We start from the raw sequence: 17,209 nt of genomic DNA, 5'->3' as shown, positions 1-17,209 counted from the left end.
TCACCTCTAACACCTATTTACAGCTTGACCTTACTCTCCTGCCTTGGATCTAAATCGTATAGCGAGGAAGCCGTGGCCTGAATAGTTTTATACCACTCATTCCCAAACTTGTCATTGATGGTATAAAAATCAGCAAAATCAGGCTTACGGATAAGCATTTTCCACTCTTGGGTTTTTGATTTAAAGGTAGGCTCAACATGAAGCAGTTCATGATACAACATCATTTCTTTGGTGTCATTATCAAGCATATCCCAAAGCTCCCCTGAAATTTCAATCAGGTAATCATTTCCTGAGTAGTGCTTTACTTCTCTGCTAGCCTTCATGCATTTAGCCGCACGCTGCTTGGACAAATTCGGATACACCAGGAAGTAGCCAATCTCAGCAGGACCAAATTCCATTTTATGCTTTTCAATAACTTTCTTTGCGATGGCCTCTACTTCCGGAGATTCCATTAATTGTTTGGTTGAATGTACTGTTGCTTCTGCTTCTAAATAATCGTTCTCTGGCATGAATAATTCTTTTCTTAATTTTTGATAGTATTTGAAATGAGTTTCTTACTCTGGCAAAAAAGAGCTCATATAATAACTGAAGCTCCATTGATGAATCCTAAAAGTCCGGTTTCCTCTTTTTGTATTATCCGATTTATTGCTCGAATTTATGGACCCAAACATACAAAGTTTGAGTGCAATTTTACACACTCAAATCAAGGAATTATGAAATCTATTTCTGTTCTGTTTCGCAATAAAAAAGTTTACGGCCGCTTGTTTTAAGCATTTTAATTTCCCGGCCACACTTATAACAAGGCTTCCCCTCTCTTCTGAATACATAATGGCGGTACTCCTTTCTTTTCGCCCCCTCCTCCTTTAATGCTTTCACTAAATCATCCGGTGTTGTAAGTCCGCCGGTTTTATATGACCTCTTAGATAAATCGAGGGAATATTTCGCAAGTTTTTGAATTTGTTCCTTGCTGCAATCTTTAGGACGGAACTCAGGATCTACACCGGAACAAAATAAAATTTCACTACGCAGATAATTCCCTACTCCGCTCAAAAATTCTTGATCCAATAACAGCGTGGATAATTTTCGATTTCTAAATTTCTCACTTTTAAAACACGCCAATACTTCCTCAAAGGTTGTTTTAGGATGAACCACATCCGGACCTAATTTACGAATGTAAGGATGCGTTTCAATTTCCCCATTCTTCAATATTTCTATTTCTGATGCTGAATACAGTAAAGCCGACTTTTCCTCCGTGTGTATGGCCACTCGTAAAGATCTGTTTGTATCAGGAAGTTCACCTCTATTCTGAACAATCCATTTTCCGTACAATTGATTATGAGTATACAAATTCATCCTATTTTCAAAGGATGTGACAATAGCTTTTCCTCTTGGTGTTACGGCTTTCACCTTCACTCCCAATAACCGGTCTTCAAATTCTTTCAATTCTTCAAAAGCAAAAAAGATCTCTTCGATTTCTCTATCGGCAATTGCTTTTTCAATTTCATCTGCTGCTCTCCAAATTTCCGGTCCTTCTGGCATTTAATTTTGTACGTTGGTTATACTTTGTTATTTGTAAATAGTAATTCTTATTCATGGATTACCCTTCTAAGTTTAAATAAACTATTGTATTCTCCACCGAGTTGCGAAAACTTTATTCGATATTAGAATTATTACGATCCCTATAAATAAATTCGTTCAATGAAACCAATCCTTGCGTTAATATCCGGCTTCTTCGGCCTCCTGTTTTTCGAAGGTTTTGCCCGGCTTATCATTACATTTTATCATCGTATGGAATTCCAGTTTTACGGAATTTCCCATCTCCCATCTGATATCTGGATAACAGTGATTTTATTATCTGTAATTACAAGTACGTGGTTGGTTGCTATGTTGATTCTGACCATCATCAATAAATACATTTTATTTTACTCCATTATGTTTGGAGCTATTGTGGTTGCATGGCGAAGTATTGAAATTGCCAACTCCTATCAGTCAGAGCCAACCTGGTACTTTTTTGCGGTTTTATTTCTTCACATTATCGGTATATTTCTTGCCTACCAATCATTTAAAAGACAACATGAAGTTAACCCTATATCTTAATTTAGTAATAATTTTAAGTGTTCTCGGATGCAGCACAGATGCACAAAAAGCACCGATAGAAATTGAATCCGCGGCAGCAGAAAACAGTTCCTTCCCTCGCTTATTTACGGACAACACCGGCACAATATTTATGAGTTGGTTAGAAGAATCCGGAAATATTGCTAAGCTTAAATATTCAGCTTTCGACGGAGAATCATGGTCGGCGCCTGACGTAATCGCCTCTGACTCTTCCTGGTTTATAAATTGGGCTGATTACCCTTCTGTTATTGCACAAAACGGCAAGCCTATGGCTGCACATTGGTTGAATAAAGTAGAAGGCGGCTCTTATGCCTATCATATAAATATGGCTTCTTATGATGGTGAATGGGGAGCCGCATTTACGCCTCATAAAGATGACACTCCTACCGAACATGGGTTTGTAAGTATGACCCCCGCATCAGATTCCACTTATCTTGCTGTTTGGTTGGACGGGCGAAATACCGCGCATCGAGAAAACGATGAGTATTCTGATTTAAATAAAGCTATGACATTGCGTGCTGCTTTCATCAATCAGCAATCTGATATAATAGATGGCTTTATGCTTGATGATTCAGCTTGTGATTGCTGTAATACTGCCATTACTAAAACAGATAAGGGCTTTGTGGCAGCATACAGAAATCGAACTGACGAGGAAATCAGGGATATTTATATAACTTCTTATATAGATGGAAGCTGGTCTGAACCTAAACCCGTCTATTCAGATAACTGGAATATTGCTGCTTGTCCCGTTAATGGACCGGCAGTGGATGCATTTGGGAATACTGTTGCTGTTGCATGGTTTACCGGTGCAGAGGGCATTCCACATGTGCAGATGGCCTTGTCATCCGACCACGGTCAAACCTTCGAGTCTCCAATTTCACTTGATAAAAATGCTCCCTTAGGCCGGGTAGACCTGAACATGACAGAAGAGAAAATATGGGTCAGCTGGTTGTCTCCTAACGAAACAGATGCAAAGTTAAATATTAGCTCTTACTCTCATGGTGGTACTGAATTAGAATCATACTCTATTCCAAACCTTTCAAAAAGCCGAAGCAGTGGCTTCCCCCATATCTCTGTCTTGGATGAAGGCTTAATGATTGCCTATACAGACGTAGGAGGTAATCAACCCGCCGTTAAAACCATTATTTTAAAGTGATAAAGAAGTTCATCACAAAAATTCGTGAGTGAGAATGAATTGTATTCCAAAGTTTCTGATAATAATTGCAATGCTTATCTCATCCTGCGCCAAACCACAGGAGGCTAAAACGCTTGTTCAAAAGGTAAATGAATTCGAGCAAATTTTAACGGAGAGTACCTTAAATGAATGGAATGGTGATGACGAACACTGGCGTTTTGAAGATGGCATCCTTATTGGGGAAACGACTCCGGAAAAAATTCTTATCGAGAATTCCTTCTTTATTTGGGAAAAGGAATTGGTCCGTGATTTTGAATTACAGTTAGAATACCGGATTTCTGCACGCGGAAACAGTGGTATTAATTATCGAAGTCAAAAGGTTGACGGAAAAAACTATGTATTGCGCGGCTACCAGGCAGATATTGATGGGGAAAACGAGTATTCCGGCCAACTTTATGAAGAGAGAGGACGTTCTTTTTTGGCCAAACGAGGTCAGGTAACCCATATAGGTGAAGAGAATCATGTAAAAGAAATTGGCAATGTCGGAGGAGATAATGAACTTCTATCTGCAATTGAAAATAAAGAAGGCTGGAATAAGTACCACTTGATAATAAAGGGAAATACATTTATTCATATGATTAATGGTCGTGTTATGAGCATCACATTTGATGAAGGGAAAAGTTCCAAACAAGAAGGATTATTAGGTTTCCAAATCCATCTTGGCCCTCCCATGAGAGTTGAATTTCGAAATGTTCTTTTTAAAAGACTTACTCCTTAATTCTCAGTTTTATTAGCTGATTTTTGTCTTACATACAAATAATTAATGACCGGTTTAAAGACCTAATTCAAAAGAGTATCAATGAGTTTAAATTTCATCTTTTCGAATAAATTTTTCATAAAGTTATTAATAATTCCGGTGCTGTTTTTTACAGCTTGTGATTCTTCTACATCACAAAAACAGAATATTCCGGATGCCCATTCTTCTCAACAAGAATTGATCTCATCATCTGACATTAAAACATTGCCGGGTTTTGAAGCGCAACTTCTCTATGAAGTCCCTCGAGGAAGTCAAGGTACATGGATTGCCTTAACCGTGGATCCTGAAGGAAACCTGATAGCATCAGATCAAAGTGATAAAGGCTTTTTTCGTATAAAAATAGGTGATGATCCGAATGATCCAGAGGTAGAAGTTGAAGAAATAGTCATGCCATTATCCGGAGCAAATGGACTTTCCTGGGCTTTTGATTATTTATATGCAAATGTGCCCGGAAAAGGCATTTTCCGCATGCGTGATTCTCGCGGAAATAAAGAATTTGATGTCATGGAGTTTATAGGCGGACCCGAAAAGTTAGCTGAGCACGGTAACCATGGAGTTTTGCCTTCGGCCGACAATCAGGGATTGTTTATAATAAATGGCAATTATACCCCTCCCCCTCAACTTACTTCAAGCCGATTAGCAAACTGGGAGGAAGACTTACTCCTTCCCCGGCAATGGGATATTCGCGGGAATGCCCGGGGTATTTATGCACCGGGAGGATACATAGCACGTATAAACCCTGACGCCACTCAATGGGACATGTTCAGCATTGGATATAGAAATCCCTATGATGCTGCCATTAACCCTCATGGAGAGTTATTTACATTCGACTCTGACATGGAATATGATCTGGGAATGCCGTGGTATCGCCCCACACGGCTAATTCACGTAGTCAGTGGCAGTGATTTTGGATGGAGAAGCGGAAGCGGAAAATGGAAGGATTATTATGAAGACAGTTTACCGGCCGTATTAGATATAGGTCGGGGCTCGCCGACCGGACTTGTTTTTGGCACCAATGCGCGTTTCCCCGCCCGTTATCAGCATGCACTTTTTGCACTCGATTGGATCTATGGAACTATTTATGCATTCCACCTTACCCCAAAAGGCGCCTCTTATTCCGCCGAAATTGAAGAATTTTTATCCGGGAACGCTCTTCCAATGACTGATGCGGTTGTAGGTAAAGATGGTGCTCTATATTTTGTAACCGGAGGAAGAGCAAATGATTCAAAACTTTATCGTGTAGTCTATCGTGGTGAAAAGTCAACCGATCCGGCACCTCTTCCAATTAACCAGAAAGCACAAGAAGCCCGCGAACTGAGACGTAACCTGGAAGCTTTTCATGGCAAACAGGACCCAAAGGCTATTCAGGCAGCTTGGCCCCATCTTGATTCTGAGGATCGTTTTATTCGTCATGCTGCACGCGTGGCCATAGAAGCTCAACCGGTACGTCTGTGGGCTGATAAAGCATTAGCGGAAGATCGTCCGCAGGCTAAAGTAGCAGTTTTAGCAGCACTTGCCCGTTCAGATGCAAAAGAATACCGTGAAAAAGCTATTCAGTCTTTATTAGAAATGAATATTAGTACTTTGGAAGATGAACAGCTGATTGGATACCTGCGAACCATGGCATTGGTATTTATGAGGCTGGGCGATCCGGACAAAGAGCAAAGAATTGCAATTACCAACTCACTCCAGGAATTACTTCCGGGTGTTAATAATGATGTCAATACCGAGCTGGTACGTCTACTTGTTTATTTGAAAGATTCCAGGGTAATTGATAAAACTTTGGCTTTAATGCAGAACACAGAAGAACCTTCTAACCCGGATTGGGTCGGTTTATTAGAAAATGAAGACGGTACCGTTCAGAAGATGCTGGAGAATCCTCCTCCAACAGAAAAATTAGAGTATGCTTTTATGCTTCGTAATTTGCGGGAAGGCTGGACTATTGAACAAAGACGTGAATACTTCACTTTTATAAATGAAGCCGCCGGTCATCTGGGGGGATCAAGTTATTCCGGATATTTACGAAAGATGCGAGACGACGCATTGAGTAATGCCTCAGATGAAGAACATGAAGCAGTAGCTGATATAACCGGGGTGAATTTAGTCCAGGAACCGCCTTTTGAAATCACTCCGCCTGAAGGCCCCGGGCGAGACTGGACGGTAAACGAGGCGCTCGGTGCAGTAGCAGATCATTTAACAAACAGGGATTTTGAAAACGGCAGAAATGCATTCTTTGCCACCGCTTGTGCATCATGTCATCGGTTTAACGGGTACGGAGGAAATATCGGGCCTGATCTTAGTACCATAGGTTTAAGATCTTCAGTAGAAGTATTGCTGGAAGATATTATTAAACCGAATGCCCTTATCTCAGATCAGTACAACACTTCGATTGTTACGCTCAAGAACGGAGAACAGCTTACCGGTTTAGTTGTTGAAGAGGGTGATAAATTAAAAGTCTACCCGAGAGACCCTGAACAGCCGGCTGCTGAAATAAACCAAAATGAGGTAGACTCGATCGAGCCCTCTGAAATATCGCAAATGCCGGAAGGGTTGATAAATACACTTAACGAAGAAGAGCTGCGTGATTTGATAGCCTATTTAAGATCAGGCGGTAATCCAAACAGTGATTTATTTAAAAAAGAATAATTGGTTATGCAATGAGGGTGAACAAGGTAATATTCGTTTAAGTTGAAATAACTTTGTTCGAAGAAGAGCTAAGAGAATTTAAAATAAAATCACTTTCCTAATAAGCTGTTTGCCAGTCTACCGAATCTCGATAAATAACAACCCTTAGTTCCTGATCCACATTATTGGGTCTTCCAATGAGAGTATATGAGGTATGGCTTCGATTGGTAATTTCGTAAGTACCATGCCCGGTTACACTGTCCATTAAGAGATCCTTAAAAGTAATTTCTGCAAACGAATTTGCTCCGCCTCCATATACTTCAGGCCGTTCGTAATATGCAATTGATCGGCCTATTGCAACATTAATTCCCTGAAGAATGGCAGCCCGGTTAGGACTATTTTCTCCACTGCTGATGGTCTGTACGGCTACCCCAATACTGATAGCAATTAAAACCACAACTAATATGACCAATAAAAGTTCTCTGTTACCCATAACTACCCTTTAAATAAAATCATTATAAAAAAATGGCTCCCTATATACAGGAGCCATTTATTAGACATTCGTTATAGAAAACGAATTAATCATTCTCTACCCAAGTAATACCACCTGGTCCAATATCTGCTACAAGCGGTCCATTACCACCGGCTGAAGTCACTGTTAAAGTAACAGGTCCGTCAATACGACTAGCAGGATATGCAGTAACGGTAAAGGTAGTATCAGTATCTGCTGGTGCAGCAAATGTATATACTCCGTTTGCGTTAAGTGCAGTAAGACCATTTGTGGCTACTTCATCAGCAGGAAATGCAACTGTGTTGAAAGTAATACCGGCCCAGTCACCGCCACCGCCACCAAGCATTTCAGGCTTCATAAAGTAACCCTGAGCTGAAGCTGCGAATGTTGCGATGTCCTGACGTACAGCATCGATGTTAGCTGAATCAGCTGCTGATCCAAATGTGTTGATAGCTACAACCGTCGCAATACCTACGATGATTGTTACAAGAATAACGAGTAATAATTGTTGTTGACCCATGATGATCTCCTAGTTGTTGTGTTTTGTTAGTTTAAAATTGCTCTTAATTCATTCTGATGCAAATGTTGTGAATAACCACATCAAAGTAAATTAGAAAATATTTATTGTTAGTTATGATTTTATTCAATCACAAGAGTGATTTCTTATTGGGTTGTTACAAAATTAACTTAATTAAAAAATTTTAATATTTCACAAAATATAATATTGAGACTCAAATTTTAATGTGTCTCTTTATAATTCACAATAAAGTACGAATTACCTTGGTTAATGGATTGGATTACTTTTATTAATAAATGAGGTGGTCACCTTAACCACGATCTCGATCTGATGGATTACCCATCTGATCGATGATATAAGCGCAGGGTGTTTAATTAGGATGCGGAAAAGGCTTGGGTGCCCTGTTCTAAACAATCGGTCAGATGGACTTGAAGCCATCAGACCAAAGAGCTAAATAGGCTTGACTTCTCCGCCCTGAGGCATTAGACTGATTTCTTCGGCAACGCTTCTGGCACTTAATTCTGATAAGGAAATGATTAGTTTACCCACATCCTCAGGGTCAATAAGTTTATTCGGATCTATATCTACCTCGTGCCAGGAAGTTGAATAGGTTTGACCCAGATTAATCGCAGTGACAGCTACCTTAGTATTCATAAGCTCTTTACGGAGTGAGCGTGTATATCCCAGTAGCGCATGTTTCGACATGGAATACGCCCCGCTCCCGCCTAAGCCCTTCAATGCTCCCATGGAAGATATATTAACGATCAGGGCCCTCTCCCGTTGCTCAAGCTCCGAAAGGACTGCCTTCGTGAGGTTAAATGCACCAAGGGTGTTTATCTGAAATTGAGAGTTAAACTGTTTTTTTGAAGTTTCTTTTAGTCCCTTGAACAAAAATGAACCCGCATTATTAATGAGGATACCCGGGTTATATAAAGAAAAATCTATTTTTGAGAGCACTTCATCATTTGTAATATCAGCAGAGAGTATTTCTACTTGGTGCGCCCCTTCATTTATGCACTCCTCTTTTGCCTGTTGAAGTTCCTCCTGATTTCTCGCTATTAATACCAGAGGATGTTTGGTTTGTCGGGCAAATACCTTTGCTATCGATAAACCGATTCCTTTACTGCCTCCTGAGATAATGACTGATGATTCTTCAAATCCCATTAGGGTACCTTCAGAAATTTATGCGTTTGCAAGCTTATTCCCCACTGCGGATGTTCTTTTACATAATCCACAATCAAGTTAACGGACTCAGGAGTTTCCCATTCAGGTTGAAGCAGCAGCTTAGTTCCTTCCGGACACTTAGCAGCGTTCTCTTCCGCCCACTTCAAATCTTTATTTGTGAGAACTACAACTTTTAACTCATCCACGTAGGTAAAAACTTCTTCAGTAGGCTTTTTGAACCGTTTTGGGGAAAGTGTAATCCAGTCCAGGTTTCCAGACAACGGAGATGAACCGCTTGTTTCAATATGTACTTTCAATCCGGCTGATTTTAATCCAAGTGTAAGTGGAAGTAAATCATGAAGCAACGGCTCGCCTCCGGTAATTACCGCAAATGGAGCATTACTGTCTTTAGCCGCTTTCACCAGTTCCCGAACCGTTAATTTTGGATGCCCTTCTTCTTCCCAGCTTTCCTTTACATCACACCACCAGCAGTTTACATCACAACCCGCTGTACGGATAAAATAAGATGCACGTCCTGTATGAGCTCCTTCACCTTGTATAGTATAGAAATGCTCCATCACTGGATATTCTATATCCATGATTTCTTTTTCATCAGCAATGAGCTCAGTATGATTATCTACTTTAAACATCTTGATCGGTGTATTCTACCCAGCTCGTTTCGGTTTCCCATACGGTTACGGTTAGTTCAATTCCTTCAGGAATCCGGCTTTGGGTTTTTTTATGGATAAATTCAGCTATTCGTTCGGCTGTAGTATTTTCAGGCATTAATTCATTCAAAAAACCGTGATCAAAGCCTCCTTTTTCTGAATCTTTTGCAGCCCATTTCAGCTCTCTGAAGTCACATACCATATCCGGGGTATCCAAATATTGAGATGGATTCAGTTTGCTGGATTTAGCCGTCATTTTAACTTTATAGGAATGGCCGTGCATGCGACCGCACTTGCCATCATAGCCATCTATATAATGTGCGGCATCAAATTTAAATTCTGTATGTAACGTCCAGGTTGGCATTGGTGATAAATCAATTTTGAAGTCTTTATATATAGAGACTTCATTCAATAAAAAAAGCCACGTTTGTGGCGTGGCTTAAAACTACGAGTTTTTCAACAAAATTACTCGGATCGCTTTATAGTACAACCTAATGACTTTGTTTCTTCCTCAACGATATCAGTTCCATTTAAAAGAGCATTTATTGCATCTTGAGCATAATTCATTTCCACTGCATTGGCATTGTCAGCATTGTCATCAATAGCACCATGGTAAACCAACGTTAGGTTTTCATCAAATAAAAAGACTTCAGGGGTACGAGTTGCTCCAAAAGCATCCGCTATTATATGGTTTTCATCCAAAGCATATGGGAAAGCATATCCCTGTTTCTGAGCGCGCTTCCGCATGTCTTCCATTGACTCCCCCCGATTACGAATACGCTCGTTTGGATTAAGCGCGATCATTCCGATTTCATTTGAAGAGGCGAGACGATAAAGCACATTATATCGATCCTCCCATTTTGCCACCCAGGGACAAGTATTGCAGGAAAAAATAACCAACAGCCCATTATTTCCGGCTACTTGAGCCAGTGTTAAGTTGCGGCCGGAGGTATCTACGACTTCTGTATTTGTCTCCGGTGCTTTATCACCTATTTTTAAAGGGCTGCTTGTTTGTGTGAAAGCCGCTAATGATAATCCCACAGCTAACATCAGTAATCGATTTTTCAGTAAATCCATTTTATTCCTTCCCTAAAACTTTCAGTAATTCCTTTTCAAAAGTCTCAAACTCAGCTTTTCCTTCCCAGTAAGATGAAACTTCCCCTTCCTTATTATACACAATGGTGAACGGAAGTGCACCCGTCCATTCATTAGAAATTGTATTTATAAACTCATTATCCTTTCCAACCTTGAAATAAGTTTCAAATTCAATTCCTTGTTTCTTTAAGAAGGCTTCTGCTTCATCTCTTGATTCTTCAAAATCACCGGAAACCAGAATAAGCTTGAATTTACCGTCATATTTCTCTTTTAACTTAAGGATGTATGGAAATTCTTTAATACAAGGTGCACACCATGTGGCCCAAAAATTTACCAGTACCGGTTTTTCTTCTTTAAATTCAGCAATTTTAGCTACAATTTGATCTGCAGTGGCATCCACCAAAATTTCATCCCCCTTTAATGTGAAGGACGAAAAAAAGATCACCAAGAGTATGCAAGCAGACTTCATATCACCCCTTCTTGTTTATTTCAAATGGATCCCAAAAATGTCTTTTCATATCAACGGTATATTCTTCTTTAAACTGAACTCCTTCTTGCAGTAAGCGTTCTCTCATGGTGTCTCCTTCAAAATGGGCTCGGCCGGTAAGTTGTCCCAACCGATTTAAAACGCGGTGGGCGGGCAATTCATATCCTAAATTATAGCTACGATAATTGTTCATTGCATAGCCCACCATTCGAGCCCCTGATTCTACTCCCAGGTACCGGGATATAGCTCCATAAGAGGTCACCTTCCCTTCGGGAATATGGGAAACAACCTCATATACACGAGTATAAAAATCCTTTTTTGATTCAGAATTCACGAAAATAGGTCTTTGATTTTCTTCAGCGATGGAGACGCCCCTTTCTTCTGTACGGCTATTTTAACGGCTTCATTACCCAGTACCTTATATAATGAAAGCAATTCGGGGGTATTTTGTAAATTATTGAGATGTTTCTGTATCGTTTCAATGTCACCTCTTTCAATGGGCCCCGTAAGTGATTCCGCAACTCCTTTCGTTTCAATATTTTGCAGGGTGTTATGCATAAGCGGAGTCATCGCTTTAAGGGCTATATCTTCAGGAACATTCCCTTCAGATGAAATTTTTGAAACCAAATCAGCCAAAACGACCAGGTAATTTGAAGCCACGACTGCGGCCGCATGTAAAAATGGTTTGGCTTCCGGCTCAACCCTGAATGTTTTTGCTTGTAATTTCTTGGTGAGTTGTTCAAGCTCAATAAGCACTTCCTCATCCCCCTCGATATCAAACCAAGTGTCCTGAAATGAGTTCGCAGATTCCGTAATTGATTTCATTGGATGAAAAGAAGCTATTTTTGCTCCTTTTTGTTTTAGAGCCGACAAAACCTCAGAGGAATGCACCCCGGAGCAATGGGCGAACATAAAACCAACGAGATTATCAAAGTGTGATGCAATATCCCGGGATACTTTCTCAATGGCATCATCAGAAACAGTTAACAGGATCAGGTTACCTATAGCACCTTTTTTCGAAGGAAGACCGGCCTTGAAAGTTGTACCTGGAAATTTTGATGCAATAGAACTATCAATTTTTGAACGGTTAAAAACGGAAACTATTTCATATTTTTTTACCGACAAAACATTAAGAAATGACATACCCACTTGCCCCAAACCAACTATGGAAATGCGGGTATTTTTCATATTAAACCATTTGAGGTTGAGTCCGTTTGGCATATCCACAAATATTATTTGCGGATTCTATGTGATCCAGAAATTCAACATCATATCCCCAAGAGCGGGCTACCAAAATCCCGCTCATAAAAGCTCGTGCACCCTTCACAGTTTTCTCATTACTGTTCAGATAATGTAACAAGCCCGATTCTTTATTCTCAACGACCAGAGAACGTAATTTCTCTAACTCTTCCGGATTGCTTGCCGGCACGTCACAACAATAGACTATAAGAGCATTCCTGTTTAAAAGTAATTCATCCAGGGTAAATGCAAGTTCCCTGACAATAGCGGGGTCATAATCACCTATTTGTAAACTTACCACTTCAAAATCTGTGAAACAGGATTGTAAGATGGGTAACTGCGTATATAAACTCATTTCTTTGCTATACCCTTCATCTGCTATAAAGAAATCATCTTCTTCATCGCAAAATTCATTGCGTAAATAATCATTTACCGGCACTTCCCCGAAACGGGTTTCAAATACTTTATTGGAAGGCATGGCCAATTTTTTCTGGAGGCGACCAGTATAAGATTCAATGACTACAACGGTATCAAATTCTTGATCGATTACGGTTTTGTAAGTCGTACATAATTCTCCAAAATTATGTTCGTCAATCTTGTTTGGAACAAACAGCATTCGAACATGCTCAGAGTTTGTATTTAACTGTTTTGCTTCCTTTATATGATTCTTAATCTCTTGCTGTGTGAGGTGTTTGACTTCCATAATGCTCTGATGATATATAAAATTCTTTATGCTACTAAAAAAGCTCAAAGACACCTTTCCTTAACCAATTTGAAATGGTGCCTTTGAGCTTTTCTGATTTTCTATCAAATATGTAGGCTTTGATAAGCTAATGCTATCTGATGATCTGATTGACTAAAACTACAAATTTCAATCAATTTTTCATTGTTAAATCTTACATAAATCTGAGATTTCTCATTTTGCTCGATCGAAAGTTCGTTCAGGTTTGTACGAAGCCCTGTTCCTAAAAGCTTTACAACTGCTTCTTTTATCGTCCAGACCTGAATCGGGTTAAGTGAATTTGGCTTTTTTTTCTCTGAGTCTGATAAGATCCGGTTGACCAATTTGAGTGGTATTTTTCTTTTTAAGGGTTCTACATCCACTCCAATATCAAACTTCTTTGAAAGTGCACAATATACTTTATGAGGAGAATGTGAAAAGCTTACATGTAGATGTTCATCGCCCAGCTTAGCAAAAGGCTTCCCTCCCTCTTCTCTACTCAATATTACATTTTTTTCATCAACCTCTGAGGATGAAAGCAAAAACTTCAAAAGTGTTCTTGCTGACAGATATTCTGCCTTTCTGTTGAGATTTTTAAAAGAATCATACTCTTTGCTTTCCGAGGGTGATAAGATCCCGGTAGGCAGTTCCGAAGAAATATCGGCCACACCTAAAATCACTTTATTCGGCCAGTTTTTAATATGAGAGGTATTCACTATTTTCATCAAGGCAAGTATAATGATTTTCAAAAGAAATGAGTGAATTGATAAATAAGAAAAGCGAAAAATACCCAAACATACTCATCCTCTTTTGCTATCTATTTCTCATTAATCCTGAGTTAAGATCATGGATTTCTATTAATTAAAATTTTCTAAGGCCATGTAAATACATGCGGCTTAGGCTTTTGCTTTAAAAATAGCGGACTGATTTAGGCCGGGTGATTGTTGAAGAAGGCAGGAGGATTAAAATTTAAACACTATATAAGGGAGGTTGCATGAATAAGACAATTAACCATCCTGCTTTGAAGTGGATGAGAGAGCATCGCCATGAAGCAATCGAAATACTTCGCATATGTTTAGGTATCCTACTTTTTTATAAAGGATTCTACTTTGTAGAAAATATCTCTGAAGTTTACGCAATGATCGAGGGTAATATACCTATATCATCCTTTGTGGTAGCTCATTATGTTGTAGGGGCTCATCTTGCAGGCGGCTTGATGCTTGCCTTTGGATTAATTACCAGACTGGCAACAGCTGTTCAAATACCCATTTTAGCCGGAGCCGTGTTTTTCGTACATGCCAGAGATATATTTTTAGGTAAGGCTGCTCAATTGGAGTATTCTATTCTGGTACTTATTCTTCTGATCGTTTTCTTTATCTACGGAGGAGGGAAATGGTCATTGGACGGTTACATCATTCGAAGAAAGCAAAACAGAAATAAGTAAATCCAAGGGGGGATTGCTTAAAGATTTTGATTGATAAACAAATCAATTACCATGCGATTGGTGCGAGTGCAGATAATTTATTCCATTCATTCAAATAATATCTGTCTTAACAGATATCCCTTATTTACCTGAGAAGGAATCATTGCACCTGAATAAACTTCAAAAAAAGAAATGGCGGAGAGGGAGGGATTCGAACCCTCGGTACCCCGGAAGGGGCACACTCGCTTTCCAGGCGAGCCCGTTCGACCGCTCTGGCACCTCTCCGTTTGTTATAGATGAAAGCCCGTCGAAGGGCGCCTAAGATAGAAGTATTTATATCCTATATCAACGAATTAAAAGCCAATATTAAAACTATTTTCTACATAGGTTTTAACAGGCGCTCCCTGATCTCTGGCAGGACGAAATCTCCATTTTAAGGCAGCTTCAAGGGTAGCTTCCATTAAACCATATCCTATGCGATCTACCACCTTGTAAGAGTCCCCATCATATAGTCGAATTTCCGATATAAAAGCGTCCTCAACTTCCCCGTCAGTACCTACCAAAAATGTGACAATAATCTGCGCTTTGATATTTGCTCTCTTTGCCGCATCCGGAGTTGTAGGTTCAACAATTCGAATCAATCCCGGAGGGCGTTCCGGACTCCCGACTAACTCACCTTCTCCTCCAACACTTGATAACCCCTGGTCTCCATCCGCATCAAGCTTTGAAAAAACATCTTCAAATTCAGGGAAATCGATTTCCTCTTCTATTACTTCATCATTGGGAACGGGTACCGGAACTCGGGGCTTTGGAGGAGCTGCGGGTGCTGACGACTGCCGGGTTATAATTGCACGTTCTACATAAATAGCTTCATCATTATATGAATATTCAAAATTTTCAGGGGGAGCAACCTGTGCGGGCCAGAATTTAAGGATCATTAAAACAATTAATTCAGCATATATCAACGACAACATAAAGCGATGTTGATGCTCAAGTTCGTCGTAATATATATCACGAATTTTATTAATCAAGTTTGTCTCAATTCTGTCAATTCATCTTTCATAAGCGACCGTACATAATCCTTCAATTCCTTCAAATCATTGAATTTTTCAGGATTGATTGCCTCTAATACTTTTAATTTAAAAGTAACTTTTGGGTTTAGTTTTTTTGAACCCGGAGGCATAGCCGAATGCCCTCCATCTATCACCATTGGCTGTAGTTTAAAACCGTGCTCCAAGGACAAGAGAAAGGCTCCGTTCTTAAACGTTTTAAGTTCCCCGTCCATTGCCCGGGTCCCTTCAGGAAATATCATAACCGGAACCAAATTATTTAACGGCTCCACTAAGTTCTCCAGCTTCTTCAATGCTGTTGTACTGGATCTGTTAATGGTGAGGTGCCCGGTTAACCAAACCAACCATCCCATTACCGGTATATATGTAAGGCTCTTTTTTGATACCCATTTCATCTTCCAAGGGAGATGATAAATGAGTGCCATATCCAGAAAACTCTGGTGGTTGGATAAGAAAATAGTTGGTTCATCGGGATTAAATTTCTCTGCTCCTTCTATTTCAATCTTCCACCACGGACTCGCTTTCATCATAAAACGAGCCATTATGGACAATGTAAAATTCGGTGCTTTACGATACTTATCAAAAGGAAATGTAGTAACAAAGACCAACGATATAATTACAAAAAAGACCAAGAAAAGAAAGCTGAAATACGTAAATACAAAAATACTGAACAGGGTTCTCATTATTATTTTTCCAAACTTAAAAGAGCTTTTCTGACAAAGCCGTTGTGCTCGGTTAATAATTTACGCGACTCGTCAACATTCAAATCTCCCAATGCCATTAACAGTGCTGTTTTCACATGGCCTTCTGCGCTTAATAATAATTTTTCAGCTTTCTCATAGTCGATCTCAGAAAAAATCATTAAGATTCGTTTGGCACGCTCTGCTAACTTCTGATTAGATAACATTAGATCGACCATTACATTTTCATAGATTTTGCCTTGACGAATCATTGCCCCCGTGGTAATCATATTCAAAACCATTTTCTGTGCTGTTCCGCTTTTCATACGTGTACTTCCCATGATAACTTCCGGGCCTACCGGAACATCAATTAAATAATCAACCTCCAAATCAATTTGTTCGGCAGGTACCGTGGTAACCAAAATGGTTTTACACCCTCTTTTACCGGCCTCCTTAATGGCACCATGCACATATGGGGTGCGTCCACTGGCAGCAATACCACATATTATATCAGGAGGTGCGGATTTCACCTCATCCACCGCTTTCGCGCCAATCTCCTCTGAATCTTCTGCTCCTTCCTGGGCTACAAACATTGCGTCCTTACCGCCGGCAATAAACCCCTGTACCTTCTCCTGAGATACGCCAAAAGTTGGAGGGCATTCGGCTGCATCAAGTACTCCTAAGCGCCCGCTTGTGCCTGCCCCAAAATACAAGAGCCTTCCACCTAATTGAAAAGCATCACTGGCTAAATCTATAACCTCGGCAATGATATCGAGCCTTTTTTCTACCTGGAGGGCTACTTTTTGGTCCTCACTGTTTATAAGACGGGCTATTTCACGAGAAGAAGCCAGATCAATCTCCATAGTTTCCTGGTTTCTCCCTTCCGTACTTAACTTCTTAAGCTGGTTGAATAATTTTCTTTTATCAGCCTTAGATTTCAAA

At 39.9% G+C, this 17,209-nt stretch carries 21 protein-coding genes and 1 tRNA gene; 5 read left to right on the top strand and 17 right to left on the bottom strand.

From position 1 onward, the window contains the following. Positions 1–17 precede the first annotated feature (17 nt). Together HUJ22_RS03940 and nei are read right to left on the bottom strand one after the other, a co-directional pair. A complete protein-coding gene (locus tag HUJ22_RS03940) occupies positions 18–509 on the bottom strand; it encodes a putative metallopeptidase (protein WP_290874179.1) in 492 nt (163 codons plus the stop codon). Positions 510–720: 211 nt separating this feature from the next. After that, a complete protein-coding gene (nei, locus tag HUJ22_RS03935) occupies positions 721–1,539 on the bottom strand; it encodes an endonuclease VIII (RefSeq protein ID WP_290874176.1) in 819 nt (272 codons plus the stop codon). Between the two features lie 159 nt (positions 1,540–1,698). Between nei and HUJ22_RS03930 the strand changes: the two genes are divergently transcribed. From HUJ22_RS03930 to HUJ22_RS03915, 4 genes are all read left to right on the top strand, one after another. Continuing rightward, positions 1,699–2,097, top strand: a complete 399-nt coding sequence (locus HUJ22_RS03930) for a hypothetical protein (protein ID WP_290874173.1) — start codon at positions 1,699–1,701, stop codon at positions 2,095–2,097. After that, entirely contained in the window at positions 2,075–3,271 is a 1,197-nt protein-coding gene (locus tag HUJ22_RS03925) for a hypothetical protein (RefSeq protein WP_290874170.1), read from the top strand. The genes HUJ22_RS03930 and HUJ22_RS03925 overlap by 23 nt, the downstream gene beginning before the upstream one ends. Positions 3,272–3,341: 70 nt before the next feature. Beyond that, positions 3,342–4,028, top strand: coding sequence for a DUF1080 domain-containing protein (locus tag HUJ22_RS03920; RefSeq protein ID WP_290874168.1), 687 nt, complete (start codon positions 3,342–3,344; stop codon positions 4,026–4,028). Positions 4,029–4,109: 81 nt separating this feature from the next. Continuing rightward, a complete protein-coding gene (locus HUJ22_RS03915; RefSeq protein WP_290874165.1) occupies positions 4,110–6,713 on the top strand; it encodes a c-type cytochrome in 2,604 nt (867 codons plus the stop codon). Between the two features lie 97 nt (positions 6,714–6,810). Here the strand turns inward: HUJ22_RS03915 and HUJ22_RS03910 are convergent, their stop codons facing one another. The 11 genes from HUJ22_RS03910 to HUJ22_RS03860 form a co-directional block, all read right to left on the bottom strand. Further along, the gene (locus HUJ22_RS03910) at positions 6,811–7,185 is read right to left on the bottom strand and encodes a hypothetical protein (RefSeq protein ID WP_290874162.1); all 375 of its coding nucleotides are present in this window, start codon (positions 7,183–7,185) and stop codon (positions 6,811–6,813) included. A gap of 85 nt (positions 7,186–7,270) precedes the next feature. Continuing rightward, a complete protein-coding gene (locus HUJ22_RS03905; RefSeq protein WP_290874159.1) occupies positions 7,271–7,723 on the bottom strand; it encodes a hypothetical protein in 453 nt (150 codons plus the stop codon). A gap of 447 nt (positions 7,724–8,170) precedes the next feature. After that, complete coding sequence (locus HUJ22_RS03900; RefSeq protein ID WP_290874156.1) at positions 8,171–8,884, bottom strand: SDR family NAD(P)-dependent oxidoreductase; 714 nt, start codon at positions 8,882–8,884, stop codon at positions 8,171–8,173. Beyond that, on the bottom strand, positions 8,884–9,534 hold the full coding sequence (locus tag HUJ22_RS03895) for a 7-carboxy-7-deazaguanine synthase QueE (protein WP_290874153.1): 651 nt from the start codon (positions 9,532–9,534) through the stop codon (positions 8,884–8,886). Before HUJ22_RS03895 ends, HUJ22_RS03900 begins: the two co-directional genes overlap by 1 nt. Further along, positions 9,527–9,916: a 6-carboxytetrahydropterin synthase gene (locus HUJ22_RS03890; RefSeq protein ID WP_366871006.1), complete on the bottom strand. Its 390-nt coding sequence runs from the start codon at positions 9,914–9,916 to the stop codon at positions 9,527–9,529. Before HUJ22_RS03890 ends, HUJ22_RS03895 begins: the two co-directional genes overlap by 8 nt. Before the next feature lie 101 nt (positions 9,917–10,017). After that, positions 10,018–10,629, bottom strand: a complete 612-nt coding sequence (locus HUJ22_RS03885; RefSeq protein WP_290874147.1) for a redoxin family protein — start codon at positions 10,627–10,629, stop codon at positions 10,018–10,020. A gap of 1 nt (position 10,630) precedes the next feature. Continuing rightward, a complete protein-coding gene (locus HUJ22_RS03880; RefSeq protein ID WP_290874144.1) occupies positions 10,631–11,116 on the bottom strand; it encodes a TlpA disulfide reductase family protein in 486 nt (161 codons plus the stop codon). A 1-nt stretch (position 11,117) separates the two neighbouring features. Beyond that, positions 11,118–11,468, bottom strand: coding sequence for an MGMT family protein (locus HUJ22_RS03875; protein WP_290874141.1), 351 nt, complete (start codon positions 11,466–11,468; stop codon positions 11,118–11,120). Then, positions 11,465–12,322, bottom strand: coding sequence for a Rossmann-like and DUF2520 domain-containing protein (locus HUJ22_RS03870; protein WP_290874138.1), 858 nt, complete (start codon positions 12,320–12,322; stop codon positions 11,465–11,467). Before HUJ22_RS03870 ends, HUJ22_RS03875 begins: the two co-directional genes overlap by 4 nt. Position 12,323: 1 nt before the next feature. Next, complete coding sequence (gene amrB / locus HUJ22_RS03865) at positions 12,324–13,076, bottom strand: AmmeMemoRadiSam system protein B (protein WP_290874135.1); 753 nt, start codon at positions 13,074–13,076, stop codon at positions 12,324–12,326. 104 nt (positions 13,077–13,180) lie between these two features. Beyond that, positions 13,181–13,819 (bottom strand): 4'-phosphopantetheinyl transferase superfamily protein, encoded by a 639-nt coding sequence (locus tag HUJ22_RS03860; protein WP_290874132.1) that lies wholly within the window; start codon positions 13,817–13,819, stop codon positions 13,181–13,183. A gap of 269 nt (positions 13,820–14,088) precedes the next feature. Between HUJ22_RS03860 and HUJ22_RS03855 the strand changes: the two genes are divergently transcribed. Beyond that, positions 14,089–14,538, top strand: a complete 450-nt coding sequence (locus HUJ22_RS03855; RefSeq protein WP_290874129.1) for a DoxX family protein — start codon at positions 14,089–14,091, stop codon at positions 14,536–14,538. Positions 14,539–14,710: 172 nt separating this feature from the next. Here the strand turns inward: HUJ22_RS03855 and HUJ22_RS03850 are convergent. The 4 genes from HUJ22_RS03850 to murQ all read right to left on the bottom strand — a co-directional run bounded on the left by HUJ22_RS03850 (position 14,711) and on the right by murQ (position 17,208). Then, a tRNA-Ser gene (locus HUJ22_RS03850) sits at positions 14,711–14,802 on the bottom strand. Between the two features lie 68 nt (positions 14,803–14,870). Then, the gene (locus tag HUJ22_RS03845) at positions 14,871–15,548 is read right to left on the bottom strand and encodes an energy transducer TonB (RefSeq protein ID WP_290874126.1); all 678 of its coding nucleotides are present in this window, start codon (positions 15,546–15,548) and stop codon (positions 14,871–14,873) included. Next, positions 15,545–16,270 carry a lysophospholipid acyltransferase family protein gene (locus HUJ22_RS03840; RefSeq protein WP_290874123.1) on the bottom strand — a complete coding sequence of 242 codons (726 nt, stop codon included), beginning with the start codon at positions 16,268–16,270 and terminating at the stop codon, positions 15,545–15,547. Before HUJ22_RS03840 ends, HUJ22_RS03845 begins: the two co-directional genes overlap by 4 nt. Before the next feature lie 2 nt (positions 16,271–16,272). Then, the gene (murQ, locus tag HUJ22_RS03835; protein ID WP_290874120.1) at positions 16,273–17,208 is read right to left on the bottom strand and encodes an N-acetylmuramic acid 6-phosphate etherase; all 936 of its coding nucleotides are present in this window, start codon (positions 17,206–17,208) and stop codon (positions 16,273–16,275) included. Between the last annotated feature and the right edge of the window lies 1 nt (position 17,209).

Source organism: Gracilimonas sp. (assembly GCF_014762685.1).
Taxonomy (GTDB): domain Bacteria; phylum Bacteroidota; class Rhodothermia; order Balneolales; family Balneolaceae; genus Gracilimonas.
This window is presented reverse-complemented; position numbering and strand designations above follow the sequence as displayed.